Source organism: Flavivirga algicola, assembly GCF_012910715.1.
Taxonomy (GTDB): Bacteria; Bacteroidota; Bacteroidia; order Flavobacteriales; family Flavobacteriaceae; genus Flavivirga; species Flavivirga algicola.
In genome coordinates, this window is sequence record NZ_JABBHF010000001.1 from 386,666 (window position 1) to 404,171 (window position 17,506).

Genomic DNA, 17,506 nt, shown 5'->3' on the forward strand with positions numbered 1-17,506 from the left:
GAGCTAGCAACTTTGCTATATTTGAATTTCATCTAACAACTCAATTATGCGTAAATTTATACTTTGTTTACTTATAACAGTATTTACTTTTTCAATTTCAATAGCCCAAAAACCCAAAACACCTTCATCCTCAAAAATATACGAGTCCATTCAAAAACTTAATTTTTTAGGATCTGTCTTATATATCGCAGCCCATCCTGATGATGAAAATACGCGTTTAATCTCTTATATGGCCAATCATGTAAAAGCAAGAACTGCATATTTATCCCTGACACGTGGTGATGGCGGGCAAAATCTTATCGGGCCAGAAATTAGAGAGTTATTAGGTGTTATACGAACCCAGGAATTATTAGCAGCAAGGCGTATTGATGGTGGAGAACAGCTTTTTACCAGAGCTAACGATTTTGGCTATTCAAAACACCCAGACGAAACTCTTGATATATGGGACAAAGAAGCCGTTTTAAGCGATGTCGTTTTAGCCATTAGAAAATTTAAACCAGACATTATTATTAACCGTTTCAATCATAAAACACCAGGAAGAACCCACGGTCACCATACCAGTTCTGCTATGTTGAGTTTTGAGGCTTTCGACTTGGCAAACTCCCCAACCGCATATCCAAATCAATTAAGACAAACCAGTTTGTGGCAACCACAACGTTTGTTTTTCAACACACACTGGTGGTTTTATGGCAGCCAGGAAAAATTTGAAAAAGTAGATAAAAGCAACATGATAAATTTCGACATTGGTGTATACTATCCTTTAAAAGGACTATCTAATAATGAAGTGGCAGCATTTGCTAGTAGCCAACACTTATGCCAAGGCTTTGGACGTTTATCACAGCGTGGCTCAACCCAAGAATATATTGAGTTTTTAAAAGGAAAACCATTAGTAGACAATAAAAATATTTTTACTGGTATCGATACCTCATGGAGTCGTATTAAAGGCGGAAAGGCTATTGGAAACATTTTATACAAAGTTGAAAATGAGTTTAATTTTGTTAATCCGTCGAGGCATATTCCACAACTATTAGAAGCTTATAAATTGCTTCAAAACATTGAAGACACCCATTGGAAAGTTCAAAAAACCAAAGAGCTAAAAGCCATTATCGAAATGTGTGCTGGTTTATACCTAGAAGCTTCGGCAGATACAAACTGGGCAACACAAGGGGCATCTATAAACTTAAACATTGAAACACTAAACAGAAGTAACGCAGCCATCACTTTAGTGAGCTTTAATGATGCTAATAACCTAAACGTTTCGAAAAACATACTTCTTAAAAACAATATAAAGTTTTCTTTTAAAGAAACTGTAAAAATCAACAATGATGTACAACCTACAACTCCTTACTGGCTTAACGAAAAAGGCTCTTTAGGCATGTATAAGGCAGATGAAAAATATATTGGCTTGCCAGAAACACCAAGAATATTCAATATTGATTTTAATTTACTCATCAATAATGTTCCTATAACATTTACCAAGCCCATAGTTCAACGTTTTTCAAAACCTGATAAAGGAGAATTGTATCGTCCATTTGAAATCATTCCTGAAGCATCAGCTAAACTAACAGAAAAGGTTATTATTTTTGACAATGATAAACAGCATGATGTTGCTGTTATTGTAAAAGCTGGACGTGATAATTTAGAGGGGCACGTAGAGTTATGCCATCCTAACGATTGGAATGTATATCCAGCGAAGCAAAAAGTAAGTATCGAACACAAAGGAGAAGAACAAACATTTGTCTTTACAATTATTCCTCCAAAAAATCAAAGTGAAGGGTATGTTAGCCCTATAGTTCATATTAATGATAAGGATTATACTAGAGAACTTATTGAAATAAATTATGAGCATATTCCTTTTCAAACCGTTTCACTCCCTAGTGAAAGCAAAGTTGTACGCTTAGATATAAAAAAGAAAGGTGAAAATATTGGCTATATAGCTGGTGCTGGCGATGTCGTTCCTGAAAGTTTAAACCAAATTGGTTATAATGTACTCATTATTGACCCTGAGGATATCACTGCAGAAAAGCTTGATCGTTTTGATGCTATTGTTGTTGGGATACGAGCTTATAACACCATTGATGCCTTACAATTCAAACAGCAAATGTTATTTGACTTTGTAGCAAAAGGGGGCAATATGATTGTACAATATAATACTAGTTATAGATTAAAAACTGATAAACTCGCTCCTTATCATTTAAAGTTATCCAGGGATCGTGTTACTGATGAAAATGCTAAAGTTCGGTTTTTAAACCCCAAGCATGAACTATTAAATTATCCTAATAAAATTACACCAGAGGATTTTAATGGTTGGACACAAGAACGTGGGTTATATTTTCCTAATGAATGGTCTAATGAATTCACTCCTATTTTGTCTATGAATGATAAAAATGAAACACCAAAAGATGGGAGTTTATTAGTTGCCAAACACGGAAAAGGACATTATATATACACAGGTTTAAGCTTTTTTAGAGAATTCCCCGAAGGTGTTTCTGGAGCCTATCGCCTATTTGCCAACATGCTTTCCATAGGCAAAGAAGATTTAAAACACGATGCTAAACTAAACGATTAACTATGATAGACAAAAAACTCCCTAAACAGCCCTGGCTTAAGCTTTATTCTATTGTATTAATTGCTAATGCTATCTACTTTATATTTTTTTACATAATAACACAATCGTTTTAAATCATGCAGACTTTAAATTGGATTGATTGGGTTATTTTAACTTCCACGTTGCTAGCAATTGTAGGTTACGGCACATGGAAAACCAAAGGCAGTACGAGTGTACAAGACTATGTACGTGGTGGTAACACCTCTAAATGGTGGACTATAGGGCTTTCGGTTATGGCTACTCAAGCCAGTGCTATAACATTTCTATCTACAACAGGACAAGCCTTTTCGGATGGTATGGGCTTTGTTCAGTTTTATTTTGGACTACCCCTGGCCATGGTGATTATTTGCATGGTTTTTATTCCCCTATATCATCGTTTAAAAGTTTATACAGCTTATGAGTTTTTGGAAAACAGGTTCGATTTAAAAACCAGAAGTTTAGCTGCCGTTTTATTTTTAATACAACGTGGTCTTGCTGCTGGAATAACCATTTTTGCCCCAGCTATCATACTATCAATTGTTTTGGGTTGGAATATAACGTATCTAAATATCGCTATAGGTATCTTGGTTATTATCTATACGGTTACTGGGGGAACCAAAGCTGTTACCGTGACACAGAAACAACAAATGTTTGTAATTTTTGCTGGCATGCTCGCTGCCCTATTCATTATCTTAAATTTAATCCCTGAAGAAGTCTCATTCACAGAAGCCGTAGACATAGCTGGGGCTACCGGCAGAATGGAAGTGCTAGATTTTTCATTTGACTTAGAAAACAGGTATACTGTTTGGTCTGGTTTAATTGGCGGTACATTTTTAATGCTATCATATTTTGGAACAGATCAGAGTCAAGTGCAGCGTTATTTATCAGGTAAATCTATGAAAGAAATGCAGATGGGACTCATCTTTAATGGCTTGTTAAAAGTCCCAATGCAATTCTTCATTTTACTGGTTGGAATTATGGTTTTTGTGTTTTATCAATTCAACCCAGCACCTCTAAACTTTATAGACGCTTCAACAAAAACAGTTTTAAATTCAGAATACTCACAACAATATCAAGAACTCCAACAGAAGCAAAGCGATCTTTTTAAAAGAAAAAAAGAGCTGAGTCTTTTATTTTCAAAAAATAATGACGTGTCTTTGAAAACCAATTTGTCACATTTGGATAGTATTGAAAAAACGTACCGGTTAGAATCAAAATATCTCATTAAAAGAGCCATAGATACAGCATATGCCAACAAGTATGATCATTTAAATAACGAATTACTAGCGATCGACAATAAAGAAAGTGATGCTTATATCGTGAAAAAAGAAGAATTAAGCACTTTGTATGAAGCATCTGCCAAAGACACCCAGACGAATGATAGGGATTACATGTTTATTTCTTTTATTCTCAAATACCTCCCTAAAGGGTTAATTGGTTTGCTATTGGCCGTTATTTTATCTGCGGCTATGTCATCGACAGCTTCAGAAATTAATGCATTGGCAACTATAACTTCTATTGACTTGTATGGCAGAAACCTTAAAGAGAAAAAAGATGAAAAACATATGGTTAGAGCAACAAAGGTCTTCACGCTTATTTGGGGAATTGTCGCTATTATAATTGCTTGTTTCGCTAATCTTGCAGAGAATTTAATCCAATTAGTAAATATTATTGGGTCTATTTTTTATGGTAATGTACTCGGTATATTCTTATTGGCTTTTTTCTTTAAATTTGTTAAAGCTAACGCTGTTTTCTTTGCTGCTTTAGTTACTCAAACTATAGTTATAGTGGGCTGGTGGTTTGAATGGATGCCCTATTTATGGCTAAACTTATTTGGATGTGTTCTCGTTATACTTATTGCTTTTATAATTCAATCTTTTACTACAAAAAATGACAAATCACTCACAACATAAAACCATTAACTGGGGTATCATTGGTTTAGGAAATATTGCCAACAAATTTGCGCAGGACTTACTAACTATTAAAGATGCCCAATTATATGCGGTCGCCTCAAGATCACAAGAAAAAGCAGATGCCTTTGCCTCAAAATATAGTGCCACTAAAACCTATAACAGCTATGAAGCCTTGGTAAAAGATTCGAATATCGATGCCGTTTATATAGCAACACCACATGCTTTACACAAAGAAAACACCTTATTGTGTTTAGAGCACAACATTGCGGTATTATGCGAAAAGCCCTTTGCTATGAATGAGGCAGAAGTTAATACCATGATTGCGAAGGCCAAAGAGAAAAATGTACTTCTTATGGAAGCGCTTTGGACTTATTTTCTTCCACATTATAAATATGTATTGCAGGAATTAAATAATAAAACCTATGGTAATGTTATAAAACTTGAAGCTGATTTTGGTTTTTATCGTGAGTTTGACGAGTCTTCCAGGCTCTTTAAAAAATCTTTAGGAGGCGGAAGTTTATTAGATATTGGCATCTATCCTATTTTTGCAGCGTTATCGACATTAGGTATTCCAAAAGGCATGAAAGCTGATGCTACTTTTTTTAAAAACGGAGCAGATTCGTCCTGCAATATGACTTTCGATTATGGTAACAGCATAACTGCTCATTTAAAAAGTACTCTTTTAGAGCAAACACCAACAGAAGCTATTTTCTACTGTGAAAAGGGAACTATAAAAATTAATGGTGGCTTTTTTATGCCAACAACGGTTACTATAATTTCTAATAACAAAGAAGAAACCATTGATTTTAATTACAAAACGATTGGTTACAATTACGAAATTCTTCATTTTAACGAACTCATACGAGCAGGAAAAACAGAAAGCGATATCATGACTTTCGAGTTTAGCAAACAGCTTATAAAGCTTCTTGATGATGTAAGGTCGAGTATTAAATTAGAATATTAAAAATATATCACCTCTATAAGGTAATATAAAAAAAGTGCAACTCCTTCGAGTTGCACTTTTTTTATGATATTATCTCTATGATTTCTAAAATTATAGCGCTCCCCATTCTTTAAGGGAATCTTTATTCATTTTTACATAATCGGCATTTCCTGCTTTTTCAGCACCAGCTAAAGATTTTTTGGCAGCAGAAATAGCACCTTTTTTATCTCCTGCTTTAGCATGAATTAAAGACTGTTGCCTCAAAAACCAAAAACGAGGCTTGTCTTTAGTCATATCAACAGCTTTATCAATCCATGTTTTTGCTTCATTAATATCTTTACCTTCTTGTAAATAGTAAACGGCCGCAGAGAAATAATCCCCAGCACTTGGTCCATTCATTGCTTTCTTTATACTAGCAACAACTGCAACATCTGTAGGAACTTCAAATTTAACACCAACATAAACGTCCTCCCACATCATACCTAAAGTAGCATTACTATTACTCAAATCATCGAATGACATTGTAAACGTTTCAATCTTCATAGGCAGTTTATAAATTTTTGTGTTTGTTTTAGCCGCAACTTTGGTCTCATCCCATTCACGAGGTGTACCCCAATTATTTGTATCAGCATAAAACACAACATCCCATGATTCTGTATTGGGTTTCACAAAAATAGCATAAGCTCCAGCTTTTAAGGTTTGCCCATCTATAATTACATCATCACTAAAAGTAATGGTTGTATTTTTATTAGCTCCAGTACGCCAAAATTTTCCATAAGGAACCAAGTCTCCAAAAATAGTACGCCCTCTCATGTTTGGTCTGGAGTACTCTATAGAAACATCGGTAAGACCAACCTTTTGTTCTTGTTTAGAAAACGGACTAGGTTGTGGGGTTTTTACCTGCGCATTCATATTCAAAGAAAACACAAACGCTAGGGCAATAAATAATAGTTTTTTCATTTTTGATCAAGTTTTATTATTAGTTTAATGACACTATAAATTTAAGCATCCAAAATCCTTTTATTGTTAACAAAAACTTAAAATAAGAGGTTGTATATTTGCGCCTTATTAAATAGTTATAAGCTTTAATCAGACAGGGTTTTCTTTTTTTAAAAAGTAAAACAATGATACAGTGATACTTAAAATAAAAAATAATTTTGATGAAAAAATATTATGCTGAAATTATAGGTACGTTTGCCATGGTATTTTGTGGTTGTGGAGCCATGACGATAAATGAAATCACAAACGGCAGTATATCACATGTTGGTGTAGCTATTACCTGGGGACTCATTGTTATGGCAATGATTTATGCTTTTGGTGAAATTTCTGGAGCACATTTTAATCCTGCCGTTACTATTGGTTTTGCTTTTGCAAAAAAATTTTCGTGGAAAGAAGTTCCAAAATATATTTTTTCGCAAGCCATAGGTGCCATACTTGCCTGTTTTATTTTATGGTTCTTATTCCCAGAAAGTCAGTCTTTAGGAGAAACAACCCCCGCAGAAGGCTTCGCTCCATTTAAAGCCGCCATTATGGAATTTTTGTTAACCTTTTTCCTAATGGTTGTTATTATAAATGTGTCTACTGGTAGTAAAGAAATAGGTACTATGGCAGCCATTGCTGTTGGTGGTGTTATTCTTTTAGAAGCCATGTTTGCTGGACCAATGACCAAAGCTTCAATGAATCCTATTCGGTCTATAGCTCCAGCCCTTTTCACTGGAACCTTTCAATATTTATGGCTATACATTATAGCTCCAATATTAGGAGCCATAACCGCTGTTTCTAGCTGTAAATTAGTAAAAGATGATGCCTGTTGTTAGAATAATTCCTTAGTGATTTCGATTTCAAAAACTGATATCATATTGCTTACTTAAGGGTTACCCCTTTACGTTATTTATCTGCTTTTAATCACCAAAAACCAAAAGCATAGATAATACTGATAGTACTATCAGTATTTCTGTTCAATTTATCAGAAAACAGGTTAAACATTTTATATCTTTGATATAGCAAATTATCTACGATATTAAACTAAAACGTATATAAATAAAACGAACGTCTTGTTAAGAGTTTAATCTGAATCTTTTAAATTGAGGTTCGAACCTAATATTTATAAAGCCCCTACTACGAATAAACAGTTTAATATCTTTAAGATAAAAGAATTACAAACTATTTAAATAATTGATATTATGGATTTAATAGATAAAGCACTAGAGTTTGAGCAAAGAAAGATGAAATCATTATCGACTAGTGATAGAGTAAAAATTTCGAGAGAGGCAAAAGCATTAATTTTAGACTTAAATCAAATATACAAGGTAAAAAAAGACGAAAAAATAATGGATATTATGAAGCGTTTAACAGCTATAAAGAGAAAAGTTGAAAAGCGATTAAAAGGGGCGCCTTTGACAGCTTAAAACTTTGTCATATTGAAAAAAATATAGATAAAAACCATTAAATATTAAATTTTACTTAATTATTCTCTATAAAAATCAAATATCTCATATATTTTACTATATTGTCAAATTCTGAAAAAGAAGAATTGTCAGACAGATATAAATTACATTAAAATTCATGGATATTATAAGTAACGCTTTAGAATTCGAACAACGCAAACAATCTTTTAAGACAACAAGCGAACGAATAGAAGCATCAAGAGAAGTTAAAAATTTAATATTAAGCTTAAACCAGATTTACAAAAAAGAAAAAGATCCTGAAATTATGGACTTAATGAAGCGTTTAACTGTGATTAAGCAAAAAATAGAGAAAAGGTTAAAAGGAAGACCTTAAGCGATATTTTGATAGTCGCTTGAGTACAAGCTTAGCTCATAAATAATAAAACCCTAAAATATTTAAATATTTTAGGGTTTTATTATTTATATAGGTTAAATATTTAATTATCCATGTAACAAAATTGAAGTGATATAGTCTCATTATATATATTGTAATAAAGTTAATTCCTATCCTATTATCGAACACTTAGTGTATCAATTTTATACACATTAAAAAACACAATCTACAATAAATAACTAATTATCAGCAAATTAAACAATGGCATGAAAATAGCGGATAAAAAATAATAACTAAAAACAATACTTCATCATGAAAAAATCATCAATCAAAATTACGCCTCAAATCACCACACTATTTATTCTATTTATTTTCACTTTTAGTACATTTTTAAATGCTCAGAATATGCCTGGGACATCCTTCACTATAACATCTAAATACATGAAGGGCGATCGTGAAATACAAATAGCATTGCCTGAAGGCTATAATGAATGGACAGAATATGATGTTCAATATATGTTGGATCCAAACTGGAATATGGAACTAAGAAAGTCTTTATTAGACTTTATGCAAAATAACGCAATGGCTCCAAGAACAATTCTAGTAGGTATTATTAGCCCAGACAGGAATTCTGACATGACACCTACAAAAATAGATAATTTACCAACTTCTGGTAATGCTGAAAACTTTATAGATTTTATTGGAAAAGAAGTAAAACCTTTTGTAGAATCTAAATATAAAACATCTGGTCGTAATACATTTGCAGGACATTCTTTTGGAGGTCTATGTGTTATGCACGCTTTCCTTAGATCACCAGAATATTTTGACTCCTATTTAGCAAGTGACCCATCATTTTGGTATGATGACCAATTATTAGTAAAAATGGCAAAAGAAAAACTTTCTAATACTAACGGAAAGGTCTTGTTTATCGGAGGAAGAAAAGGGAGTGCATACAAAGGCATGGGAATAGAAGCTATGGAAACCGTTTTAAAAGAACATGCCCCAGATAGCTTAGATTGGAAAATTGTAGCTTATAAAGACGAAACCCATAACAGTGTTATCTATAAATTAAACTATGATGGCATAAAATTTATCGCTCAAGATTTTAGAAATAGTAAAATCAAATTTGTACCAGAACAAGGTGAAGTTATTCCTGGAATTCCATTAGCTATTTTCACGATGCAATCTTATGATAATTTAAGATATACTACAGATGGAAGTGAACCTGATTTAAATTCAAAATTACTAAAAGACTCTGTTAGCATATCGAAAGCAACTATTTTTAAAGTAAAGGTACCTTCAAAAAGAGCAAATACATTACCAGCTATAAGTGGTAAATTTGTTGAGGGAGCAAAATTGAAAGGTATAAAAAGAAGTAAAAAATACGTACCTGGATTGCATTATGCTTATTATGAGGATGATTTTAAAAAACTTCCAAATTTTGATACTTTAAATATCATAAAAACTGGTGCGGTAGCCAAAGGTTTTGAATTGAAATCCTTCCCTAAGAAACAATCATTTGCTAGTGTATATACAGGTTATTTTGAAGCTAAGGCTAGTGGATATCACTACTTCGCATTGTCTTCTGATGATGGACTTAAATTCTACATACATGATAAATTAATGATCAATAATGATGGAAGACATGCTGCGCATGCAGAAAGGTCTACAGTCGTATACTTAGAAAAGGGCTTGCACCCTATTCGCTATGAATACTTTCAGTTTGAAGGAGGCGCAGAAATCAGCCTTTATTATAAAGCACCAAAGGAAAAACCAGGTAGGTTAAGTTTTAATAGATTTTGGTACAAACCTTCCAAGAAATAAACTTCATCAAATATGATAAACAAAACTAAAGCTTCAATTTTAAATTGAAGCTTTTTAATTGGATAAAAAACAAGCATTTAATAAGTTTGAATGAACTAAGTGTTTATTATAACATAACGCATGGAAATAAAATATGACAAAATAGGTAATGATTATAACCTTACTCGAAAAGCTGACAAGTTTTTAGCAGAGCAACTATTATATCACCTAAGTCCAAAAAAAGAGGGCATTTATTTAGACATAGGCTGCGGAACTGGTAACTATACAAATGAACTTCAAAAAAAAGGATTTCGATTTATTGGAATCGATCCTTCCAGAAAAATGCTGGAAAAAGCAAAGGCAAGGAATAAAGATATCGACTGGAAAATTGGTTCGGCAGAAAATACAGGGTTATCTCAAAACTCTGTAGATGGTATAATAGCCTCACTGACTATTCATCATTGGGGTGATTTGGAAAGAAGCTTTTTGGAACTCAAAAATGTTCTAAAACCAAATGGCAAAATTGTGATTTTCACATCCACACCAGAGCAGATGAAAGGCTATTGGCTCAACCACTATTTCCCAAAAATGTTGACAGACTCGATAAAACAAATGCCTGCCTTCAAAAATGTTGAAGCTGCCATGGAAAATGCTGGAATTGAAATTTACAAAACTGACAAATACTTTATCAAACCCGATTTACAAGATCATTTTTTGTACTGTGGAAAACAAAACCCTGAGCTTTATTTTGATGATCAAGTCAGACATGGAATTTCTTCATTTTCGTCACTGGCAAACCGAAAAGAAGTGGAACAAGGTTTAATCGATTTAAGAAAAGATATTGATAATGGAAAATTTGATAAAATCGCTAAAGACTACCAAAATAACTTAGGCGATTACCTTTATATAATAGGCAGAATGCGGTAGTTAATAATGCTTATAAAAAAGATCACAAGCTATTCTCTCGTACTCTAAATAATAGACTTAAAAACAATTTGTTTAAATTCTTATTTTAATATTAAAAAAATAAGTACAATTACGTATTAAATTTCTGAAATAAAAATCTTACTTTTAAATATGTAATTAAATCTTTAATCCATGTTAGAACGAGAACCTATTGAATCTTCAATACTAAATAGTATCGGTTATGATTTTGAAAATAATATTTTAGAAATAGAATTTAAAAAAACGCAACAAGTCAGGCAGTATCATAAATTCCCTAAAACTGTATGGCATGAATTTAGAAATACCGATTCCAAAGGAAGGTACTTCTTAAAACACATAAAAAATAAATACGACGAATTTCGTTTTACACAAAAGATTAGTTGAATATTTTACCCCTTAAAGTCTAAATTTAAAAATTGCGAGTTAAAAACTAATCTATTCTTTCAATTTTAGCTCCTATAGCACGCAAACGTTCATCTATACGCTCATAGCCACGATCAATTTGCTCGATATTTTGAATTGTTGACGTTCCTTTAGCAGAAAGTGCCGCTATAAGCAACGAAACTCCAGCACGAATATCTGGTGATGTCATGGTAGTCGCTTTTAATGTCGACTTATAATCATGCCCAATAACCGTAGCCCGATGTGGGTCGCACAATATAATCTTTGCTCCCATATCAATTAATTTATCAACAAAGAACAAACGGCTTTCAAACATTTTTTGATGTACTAAAACACTTCCCCTAGCTTGCGTTGCTACGACTAAAATGATACTTAACAAATCGGGAGTAAATCCAGGCCATGGTGCATCCGAAATGGTTAAAATGGAGCCATCAATAAAGCTCTGTATTTCATAACCATTAGTATGAGCGGGAATAAAAATATTATCACCTTGACGCTCAACGGTAATGCCTAATTTTCTGAAAACGTTCGGTATCACCCCTAAATCGTTCCAAGATACATTCGTAATGGTGAGCTCGCTTTTTGTCATAGCTGCAAGCCCTATCCAACTACCAATTTCAATCATATCCGGCAACATGGTATGGTCTGTTCCTCCTAAAGTTTCTACACCATCAATAATTAACATATTAGAGCCAACACCACTTATTCTGGCTCCCATTCTATTAAGCATTTTACATAACTGCTGCAAGTAAGGCTCGCAAGCAGCGTTGTATATTGTTGTCTTGCCTTCTGCCAAAACAGCAGCCATAACAATGTTTGCCGTTCCTGTAACCGAAGCTTCTTCAAGAAGCATGTAAGTACCAATAAGTTTATCGGCTTCAACACCATAAAACTGCTCTTCTTTACTATATCTGAATTTTGCACCAAGGTTTATAAGCCCTTCAAAGTGCGTATCTAATCGTCTTCGCCCTATTTTATCACCTCCAGGTTTAGGGATGTATCCTTTTCCAAAACGGGCTAATAAAGGTCCAACAATCATGATCGATCCACGTAAACCACGCCCATCAATTTTAAATTCATCAGATTCTAAATAATCCAAATTGAGATTATCAGCTTGAAAAGTATACGTTCCGTGCTTTAGCTTTTCAATTTTAACACCTAGTTTTCTTAATAAACTGATTAGTTTATTAACATCTACGATGTCTGGAATATTATTAATCGTTACCAATTCTGGCGTTAATAAAACTGCACACAAAATTTGTAACGCTTCATTTTTTGCTCCTTGGGGTTGTATGCTACCTTTTAGTTGATGCCCACCTTCAATTTTAAATGTTCCCATACCTTGTAACTAGTGGCGTTTTCTTTGTCTGTTGGAGTTCTTTTTGTGATGGCCTTTTTTATTACTTGAAAATTTGTTCTTAGAACGCATTAAACTAGAAGCATCAGATAAATCTTCTTTAGAGTCTTTTAAATTAATTTTCCCTCCAGAAAGCTCGTATAAATGATTAAAAATCACAGCATCTTCAACGGTGTCCTTATTCCAATTCAAAAAACACTTTTTCATATGATTTGCTATGGTATATACCAAAGCTTCTTTAAGTTCTCCAGCTTCCCAAGTATTTGCAACATCGATCATCGTTTTAATATTATTTCCATAAAAACGATATTTAGGAAAGTTTTGTGGGTATTTTAAAGGCTCTGGGCGTTCTTCAAAAAGTTCTTTAGTAGGCTTTTCAAAAGGGGAATCGACATCTAATTCAAAATTAGACATGATAAAAAGTTGATCCCAAAGTTTATGTTGAAAATCTGGAACATCTCTTAAATGCGGCTGCATGTTTCCCATTACGGAAATAATAGCTTTTGCTATTTTGTTTCGCTCTTCTTTTTCCTCTATAGTTTTAGCGTAGTTAATCATTTTCTGCATATGGCGTCCATATTCTGGAATAATTAAATGCTCACGCTCTGTATTGTATTCTAAATTATCTATATTCAAAATTAAATGTGTAGAATTAATTGTTTTTGCATGTAAGTTGGTATGCATGCGCAAAATACAAAAAAAAACTAAAGACTTATCACCCCTTCAACTTTTTCTGCAACTTCTTTATACTTTTCAATAACAGCATTTGGACTCCTCATCAGTAAATTAACAGAAACGCTGGTATATTTGCCATTTTTAGATTCAATTTTATTAATAACAGCTCCAAGGTTGTTAAAAATAGCTTCAAGCTTAGCTATTTTTTTAACATCAGATTTTATAATGAATTTATATAAATATTCCGCCGGCCAGCTTGTAGTTTCATACAATTGCCCTTTTAGCTTTTCGTAAAATTCTTCAGAATTTAAAGGTGTATTCATAGCTCTTTTTATATCGTGCAAATATACAGTTTCATCTGTTTATATCATTATTTTTAACAGCTTACTTAAGTACTTCTTCATGCCACAGAATACTGTTATTATATTCGTAACGCTAATAGTTAAAAGTTTTGATTTCAACTGTTTTTACTTCTATTTTTTTTATCGCAGTTTAATTCCGATTTTTACGGAAAAATAATGCCGATTTGAAGACTAAAAGGATAGTTATTACGGGGGGACCAGGAACAGGGAAATCTACTTTAATAAATGAATTGATTAACAGGGGCTATACCTGTCTTGAAGAAATTTCACGTCAGGTTACTTTAGAAGCAAAAAAGGATGGTATTGATCAATTATTTTTAACCAACCCGTTATTATTTAGCGAATTACTCTTAAAAGGCAGGCGACAACAATTCTTAGATGCCCAAAAGCTTTCTTCAGAAATTGTTTTTTTTGACAGAGGACTTCCAGATGTACTAGCCTACATGGATTATATTGGAGACGCTTACCCTCAAAATTTTATAAATACATGCAAAGATTCAACCTATGATATTGTTTTCATTTTAAAACCATGGGAGGCCATTTATAAAAGTGACAATGAACGCTATGAAAATTTCGAACAAGCTTTAAGTATTCACAAACACTTATTAAAGACCTATCAAGATTTTAATTACAATCTAATCGATGTCCCTTTTGATACAATAGAAAAACGAACTGATTTTATTTTAAACACATTGAATATGTAATTATGGAGCACCCCATAAACATATTAGAGCGTTATTGGAAATTTACAGCTTTCAGACTAAACCAAGAGGCCATTATTAATGCCGTCATTAATGGGGAAGATACTTTTGTATTGCTGCCTACTGGTGGTGGAAAATCGTTATGCTTCCAAATTCCCGCATTAGCCAAAGATGGTATTTGCATTGTTGTTTCCCCTTTAATTTCACTTATGAAAGACCAGGTACTAACTTTAAACAACAAAGGTATTAAAGCAATGGCCATTACAAGTGGTATTAGCTACAAACAATTAGACACGCTTTTAGATAACTGCATCTATGGAAATTATAAGTTTCTTTATTTGTCGCCAGAACGTTTGCAACAAGAATTGGTTCAAGATCGTATTAGACAAATGCATGTTAATTTAATAGCTGTCGATGAGGCTCACTGTATCTCTCAATGGGGAAGTGATTTTAGACCTGCTTATAAAAACATATCTATATTACGGCAAATACAACCCAGTGCCAATGTTGTTGCTTTAACAGCTTCAGCTAAACCAGAAGTTGTAGACGATATTGTAAAGGAACTCGATTTTATTCAGCCCAAAATATTTAAACAATCTTTTGCCAGGCCTAATTTAGCATACATGGTATTTCACGAAGATGATAAATATTACCGACTTCAAACTATTCTAAAAAAGTATACTGCTTCATCAATTATTTATGTTAGAAATAGGAAATTAACCGTAGAAATCTGTGCCTTTTTAAAGTCTAAAAATATCACTTCAACTTATTATCATGGCGGACTTTCAAATGTTGAAAAAGATACCAACATGACAGCTTGGTCACAAAACCAAAAACAGGTTATGATAGCAACTAATGCTTTTGGTATGGGTATTGACAAACCAGATGTTAAAACGGTGATCCATTTTAACTTACCCGAAAGTATTGAAAGTTATTTTCAAGAGGCTGGTCGTGCAGGTCGCAATGGCGAAAAAGCTTTTGCCGTTATCTTAAAAAACAATAGTGATTCTGTTTTAGTAAAAAATCAATTTTTAAACGTATTGCCAACCATAAATTTTGTGAAACAGGTTTACAAAAAATTGTGCAACTATTTTCAAATATCCTATGGTGAAGGTGAATACTTAACTCTTGATTTTGAGTTTAATACCTTTTGCAAAGTTTACAATTTCAGTCCCATTTTATGTTATAACGCCTTGTTATTGTTAGATAGAAACAGTATTGTCACTTTATCTAAGCAATTTAAAAACAAAGTAACTGTTCAATTTGTTATATCAAGTGCCGCTCTTTTTAGATATTTAGAAACACATCAGGATTTTAATATTATCGTAAAATCAATATTAAGAATGTATGGTGGTATTTTCGACCATGTGACTAAAATTGATTTGATGAAAATTTCTCAAAAAGCCTCAGTAACTGAAAATAAATTAATACAGACACTCCAACAATTAGAAAGTGATGAAATCATTACCCTAAACTTAGCAAAAACAGACGCTCAAATTACTTTTATAGAACCTCGGGAAGATGAAAAAACTATTAACAGAATAGCATCAATTATACAACAACAAAATACATTAAAACAAAATCAGGTTCATGCAATACTTGATTATACTGAAAATGACTCTGTCTGTAAAAGTATGCAGCTCCTAGCCTATTTTGGAGAAAAAGACATAAAACCATGCGGTATTTGCTCGGTTTGTATAAATTCTAAAAAAGACACCTCATCTCAAGACATAAATAACACAAAAATACGTGTTATAGAACTATTAGAGAACGGCGATTTATCATCCAGAGATATGATATCAACTTTAAATTGTAAAGAAACAGATTTAAAAATAGTTTTAAAATTACTATTAGAACATAATATTATATGCATTACACCAACAAACACATATAAACTAAGTCATACATGAAAGATTTAAGAATCGTATTTATGGGCACACCAGATTTTGCTGTTGCCACTTTAAAAGCATTAGTAGAAGATCGATATAACATTGTAGGTGTTATTACCGCACCAGATAAACCCGCTGGCCGTGGACGTAAACTAAACGAAAGTGCCGTAAAAATTTATGCTAAAGAAGCTAACTTAAAAGTTTTACAGCCAACCAATTTAAAGCATGATGATTTTTTAAACGAATTAAAGGCTCTTAACGCAAACCTGCAAATAGTAGTGGCATTTAGAATGCTACCAAAAGTAGTTTGGCAAATGCCCAAATATGGCACTTTTAATTTGCATGCGTCATTGCTACCAAATTATCGTGGTGCAGCTCCTATTAATTGGGCTATTATTAATGGTGAGACCAAAACGGGAGTCTCTACCTTCTTTATTGACGAAAAAATTGATACTGGCGATATGATTCTTCAAGAAGACATAGACATAGAGCCTGACGAAAATGTGGGAAGCTTACACGATAAATTAATGCACATAGGAAGTACCTTGGTTTTAAAAACTGTAAACGAAATAAAAAAAGGAGAGGTTAAAACGACACCACAAAAAACTACAGCAAATATTAGAACAGCCTATAAATTAAATAAGGATAATTGCAAAATTGACTGGAATGAGTCTATAGATAATATATACAATAAGATTCGCGGCTTAAGTCCATATCCAGCAGCCTGGTGTACTTTTATCAATGGTGAAGATCGTTTAGATGTAAAAATATATCAAGCCGAAAAAGAAATAACACCTCATGCAGAACATATTGGTACCATAATTTCTAATAAGAAAGTGTTAAAAGTTGCAGTTACAAATGGTTACATTATTATAAACGAAATTAAACTTCCTGGTAAACGAACCATGGATATAAAATCGTTATTAAACGGTTATGCTTTTAAAGAAAATGCTAAAGCGCTCTAAACCCTTATTATCATTGATATTACAAATTACCGACAAAATACACTTCCTTTATTAACAAAAGTATCAAGTTATTAACAATACCGTGTTTTTCCCTTGCTATTACTTGCATGGTTTCATAATCCGTATAAATTTGTAGTAGGATTTAACAATAATGTTTAACCAATTTATTAATAATTAAATTTT

16 protein-coding genes are annotated in these 17,506 nt (G+C 32.7%); 12 read left to right on the top strand and 4 right to left on the bottom strand.

Annotated features, from left to right (window positions below; all coding sequences use genetic code 11):
• Nucleotides 1-46: 46 nt before the first annotated feature.
• The 3 genes from HHX25_RS01545 to HHX25_RS01555 all read left to right on the top strand — a co-directional run bounded on the left by HHX25_RS01545 (nt 47) and on the right by HHX25_RS01555 (nt 5,464).
• Entirely contained in the window at nt 47-2,569 is a 2,523-nt protein-coding gene (locus tag HHX25_RS01545) for a PIG-L family deacetylase (protein WP_169669366.1), read from the top strand.
• A gap of 116 nt (nt 2,570-2,685) precedes the next feature.
• Nucleotides 2,686-4,500 (top strand): sodium:solute symporter, encoded by a 1,815-nt coding sequence (locus HHX25_RS01550; protein WP_169669368.1) that lies wholly within the window; start codon nt 2,686-2,688, stop codon nt 4,498-4,500.
• On the top strand, nt 4,478-5,464 hold the full coding sequence (locus tag HHX25_RS01555; RefSeq protein WP_169669370.1) for a Gfo/Idh/MocA family protein: 987 nt from the start codon (nt 4,478-4,480) through the stop codon (nt 5,462-5,464). Before HHX25_RS01550 ends, HHX25_RS01555 begins: the two co-directional genes overlap by 23 nt.
• A 90-nt stretch (nt 5,465-5,554) precedes the next feature.
• Here HHX25_RS01555 and HHX25_RS01560 read toward each other — a convergent pair whose 3' ends face one another.
• Nucleotides 5,555-6,403, bottom strand: a complete 849-nt coding sequence (locus tag HHX25_RS01560; RefSeq protein WP_169669372.1) for a DUF2911 domain-containing protein — start codon at nt 6,401-6,403, stop codon at nt 5,555-5,557.
• A gap of 200 nt (nt 6,404-6,603) precedes the next feature.
• On the opposite strand from HHX25_RS01560, the gene HHX25_RS01565 reads away from it, so the two are divergent.
• The 6 genes from HHX25_RS01565 (at nt 6,604) to HHX25_RS01590 (ending at nt 11,356) form a co-directional block, all read left to right on the top strand.
• On the top strand, nt 6,604-7,260 hold the full coding sequence (locus HHX25_RS01565) for an MIP/aquaporin family protein (protein WP_205957971.1): 657 nt from the start codon (nt 6,604-6,606) through the stop codon (nt 7,258-7,260).
• Between the two features lie 366 nt (nt 7,261-7,626).
• Nucleotides 7,627-7,851, top strand: a complete 225-nt coding sequence (locus HHX25_RS01570; protein WP_169669375.1) for a hypothetical protein — start codon at nt 7,627-7,629, stop codon at nt 7,849-7,851.
• 157 nt (nt 7,852-8,008) lie between these two features.
• On the top strand, nt 8,009-8,224 hold the full coding sequence (locus HHX25_RS01575) for a hypothetical protein (RefSeq protein ID WP_169669377.1): 216 nt from the start codon (nt 8,009-8,011) through the stop codon (nt 8,222-8,224).
• A 312-nt stretch (nt 8,225-8,536) separates the two neighbouring features.
• A complete protein-coding gene (locus HHX25_RS01580; protein ID WP_169669379.1) occupies nt 8,537-10,048 on the top strand; it encodes a PA14 domain-containing protein in 1,512 nt (503 codons plus the stop codon).
• Between the two features lie 120 nt (nt 10,049-10,168).
• A complete protein-coding gene (locus HHX25_RS01585; protein ID WP_169669381.1) occupies nt 10,169-10,954 on the top strand; it encodes a class I SAM-dependent methyltransferase in 786 nt (261 codons plus the stop codon).
• A gap of 171 nt (nt 10,955-11,125) precedes the next feature.
• Nucleotides 11,126-11,356 (top strand): KTSC domain-containing protein, encoded by a 231-nt coding sequence (locus HHX25_RS01590; protein WP_169669382.1) that lies wholly within the window; start codon nt 11,126-11,128, stop codon nt 11,354-11,356.
• A gap of 46 nt (nt 11,357-11,402) precedes the next feature.
• Here the strand turns inward: HHX25_RS01590 and murA are convergent, their stop codons facing one another.
• Genes murA through HHX25_RS01605 form a run of 3 tightly spaced genes read right to left on the bottom strand, consistent with a single transcriptional unit; the run spans nt 11,403 to nt 13,729 of the window.
• Nucleotides 11,403-12,713, bottom strand: coding sequence for a UDP-N-acetylglucosamine 1-carboxyvinyltransferase (murA, locus tag HHX25_RS01595; protein ID WP_169669384.1), 1,311 nt, complete (start codon nt 12,711-12,713; stop codon nt 11,403-11,405).
• A gap of 9 nt (nt 12,714-12,722) precedes the next feature.
• On the bottom strand, nt 12,723-13,415 hold the full coding sequence (locus HHX25_RS01600; protein WP_169669387.1) for a DUF4290 domain-containing protein: 693 nt from the start codon (nt 13,413-13,415) through the stop codon (nt 12,723-12,725).
• A 20-nt stretch (nt 13,416-13,435) separates the two neighbouring features.
• The gene (locus HHX25_RS01605; protein WP_169669389.1) at nt 13,436-13,729 is read right to left on the bottom strand and encodes a DUF493 family protein; all 294 of its coding nucleotides are present in this window, start codon (nt 13,727-13,729) and stop codon (nt 13,436-13,438) included.
• A gap of 203 nt (nt 13,730-13,932) precedes the next feature.
• Between HHX25_RS01605 and HHX25_RS01610 the strand changes: the two genes are divergently transcribed.
• From HHX25_RS01610 to fmt, 3 genes are read left to right on the top strand one after another with little or no spacing between them, the layout of a single operon-like run.
• Entirely contained in the window at nt 13,933-14,472 is a 540-nt protein-coding gene (locus tag HHX25_RS01610) for an AAA family ATPase (RefSeq protein WP_169669391.1), read from the top strand.
• A gap of 2 nt (nt 14,473-14,474) precedes the next feature.
• Complete coding sequence (locus HHX25_RS01615; protein ID WP_169669393.1) at nt 14,475-16,379, top strand: RecQ family ATP-dependent DNA helicase; 1,905 nt, start codon at nt 14,475-14,477, stop codon at nt 16,377-16,379.
• A complete protein-coding gene (gene fmt, locus HHX25_RS01620) occupies nt 16,376-17,323 on the top strand; it encodes a methionyl-tRNA formyltransferase (RefSeq protein WP_169669395.1) in 948 nt (315 codons plus the stop codon). The genes HHX25_RS01615 and fmt overlap by 4 nt, the downstream gene beginning before the upstream one ends.
• Nucleotides 17,324-17,506: the final 183 nt, after the last annotated feature.

Bases quoted from the DNA above. Each gene is read 5' to 3' on its own strand.
- HHX25_RS01545 (WP_169669366.1), top strand. From the start codon at position 47: ATGCGTAAATTTATACTTTGTTTACTTATAACAGTATTTACTTTTTCA.
- HHX25_RS01550 (WP_169669368.1), top strand. From the start codon at position 2,686: ATGCAGACTTTAAATTGGATTGATTGGGTTATTTTAACTTCCACGTTG.
- HHX25_RS01555 (WP_169669370.1), top strand. From the start codon at position 4,478: ATGACAAATCACTCACAACATAAAACCATTAACTGGGGTATCATTGGT.
- HHX25_RS01560 (WP_169669372.1), bottom strand. From the start codon at position 6,403: ATGAAAAAACTATTATTTATTGCCCTAGCGTTTGTGTTTTCTTTGAAT.
- HHX25_RS01565 (WP_205957971.1), top strand. From the start codon at position 6,604: ATGAAAAAATATTATGCTGAAATTATAGGTACGTTTGCCATGGTATTT.
- HHX25_RS01570 (WP_169669375.1), top strand. From the start codon at position 7,627: ATGGATTTAATAGATAAAGCACTAGAGTTTGAGCAAAGAAAGATGAAA.
- HHX25_RS01575 (WP_169669377.1), top strand. From the start codon at position 8,009: ATGGATATTATAAGTAACGCTTTAGAATTCGAACAACGCAAACAATCT.
- HHX25_RS01580 (WP_169669379.1), top strand. From the start codon at position 8,537: ATGAAAAAATCATCAATCAAAATTACGCCTCAAATCACCACACTATTT.
- HHX25_RS01585 (WP_169669381.1), top strand. From the start codon at position 10,169: ATGGAAATAAAATATGACAAAATAGGTAATGATTATAACCTTACTCGA.
- HHX25_RS01590 (WP_169669382.1), top strand. From the start codon at position 11,126: ATGTTAGAACGAGAACCTATTGAATCTTCAATACTAAATAGTATCGGT.
- murA (WP_169669384.1), bottom strand. From the start codon at position 12,713: ATGGGAACATTTAAAATTGAAGGTGGGCATCAACTAAAAGGTAGCATA.
- HHX25_RS01600 (WP_169669387.1), bottom strand. From the start codon at position 13,415: ATGCATACCAACTTACATGCAAAAACAATTAATTCTACACATTTAATT.
- HHX25_RS01605 (WP_169669389.1), bottom strand. From the start codon at position 13,729: ATGAATACACCTTTAAATTCTGAAGAATTTTACGAAAAGCTAAAAGGG.
- HHX25_RS01615 (WP_169669393.1), top strand. From the start codon at position 14,475: ATGGAGCACCCCATAAACATATTAGAGCGTTATTGGAAATTTACAGCT.
- fmt (WP_169669395.1), top strand. From the start codon at position 16,376: ATGAAAGATTTAAGAATCGTATTTATGGGCACACCAGATTTTGCTGTT.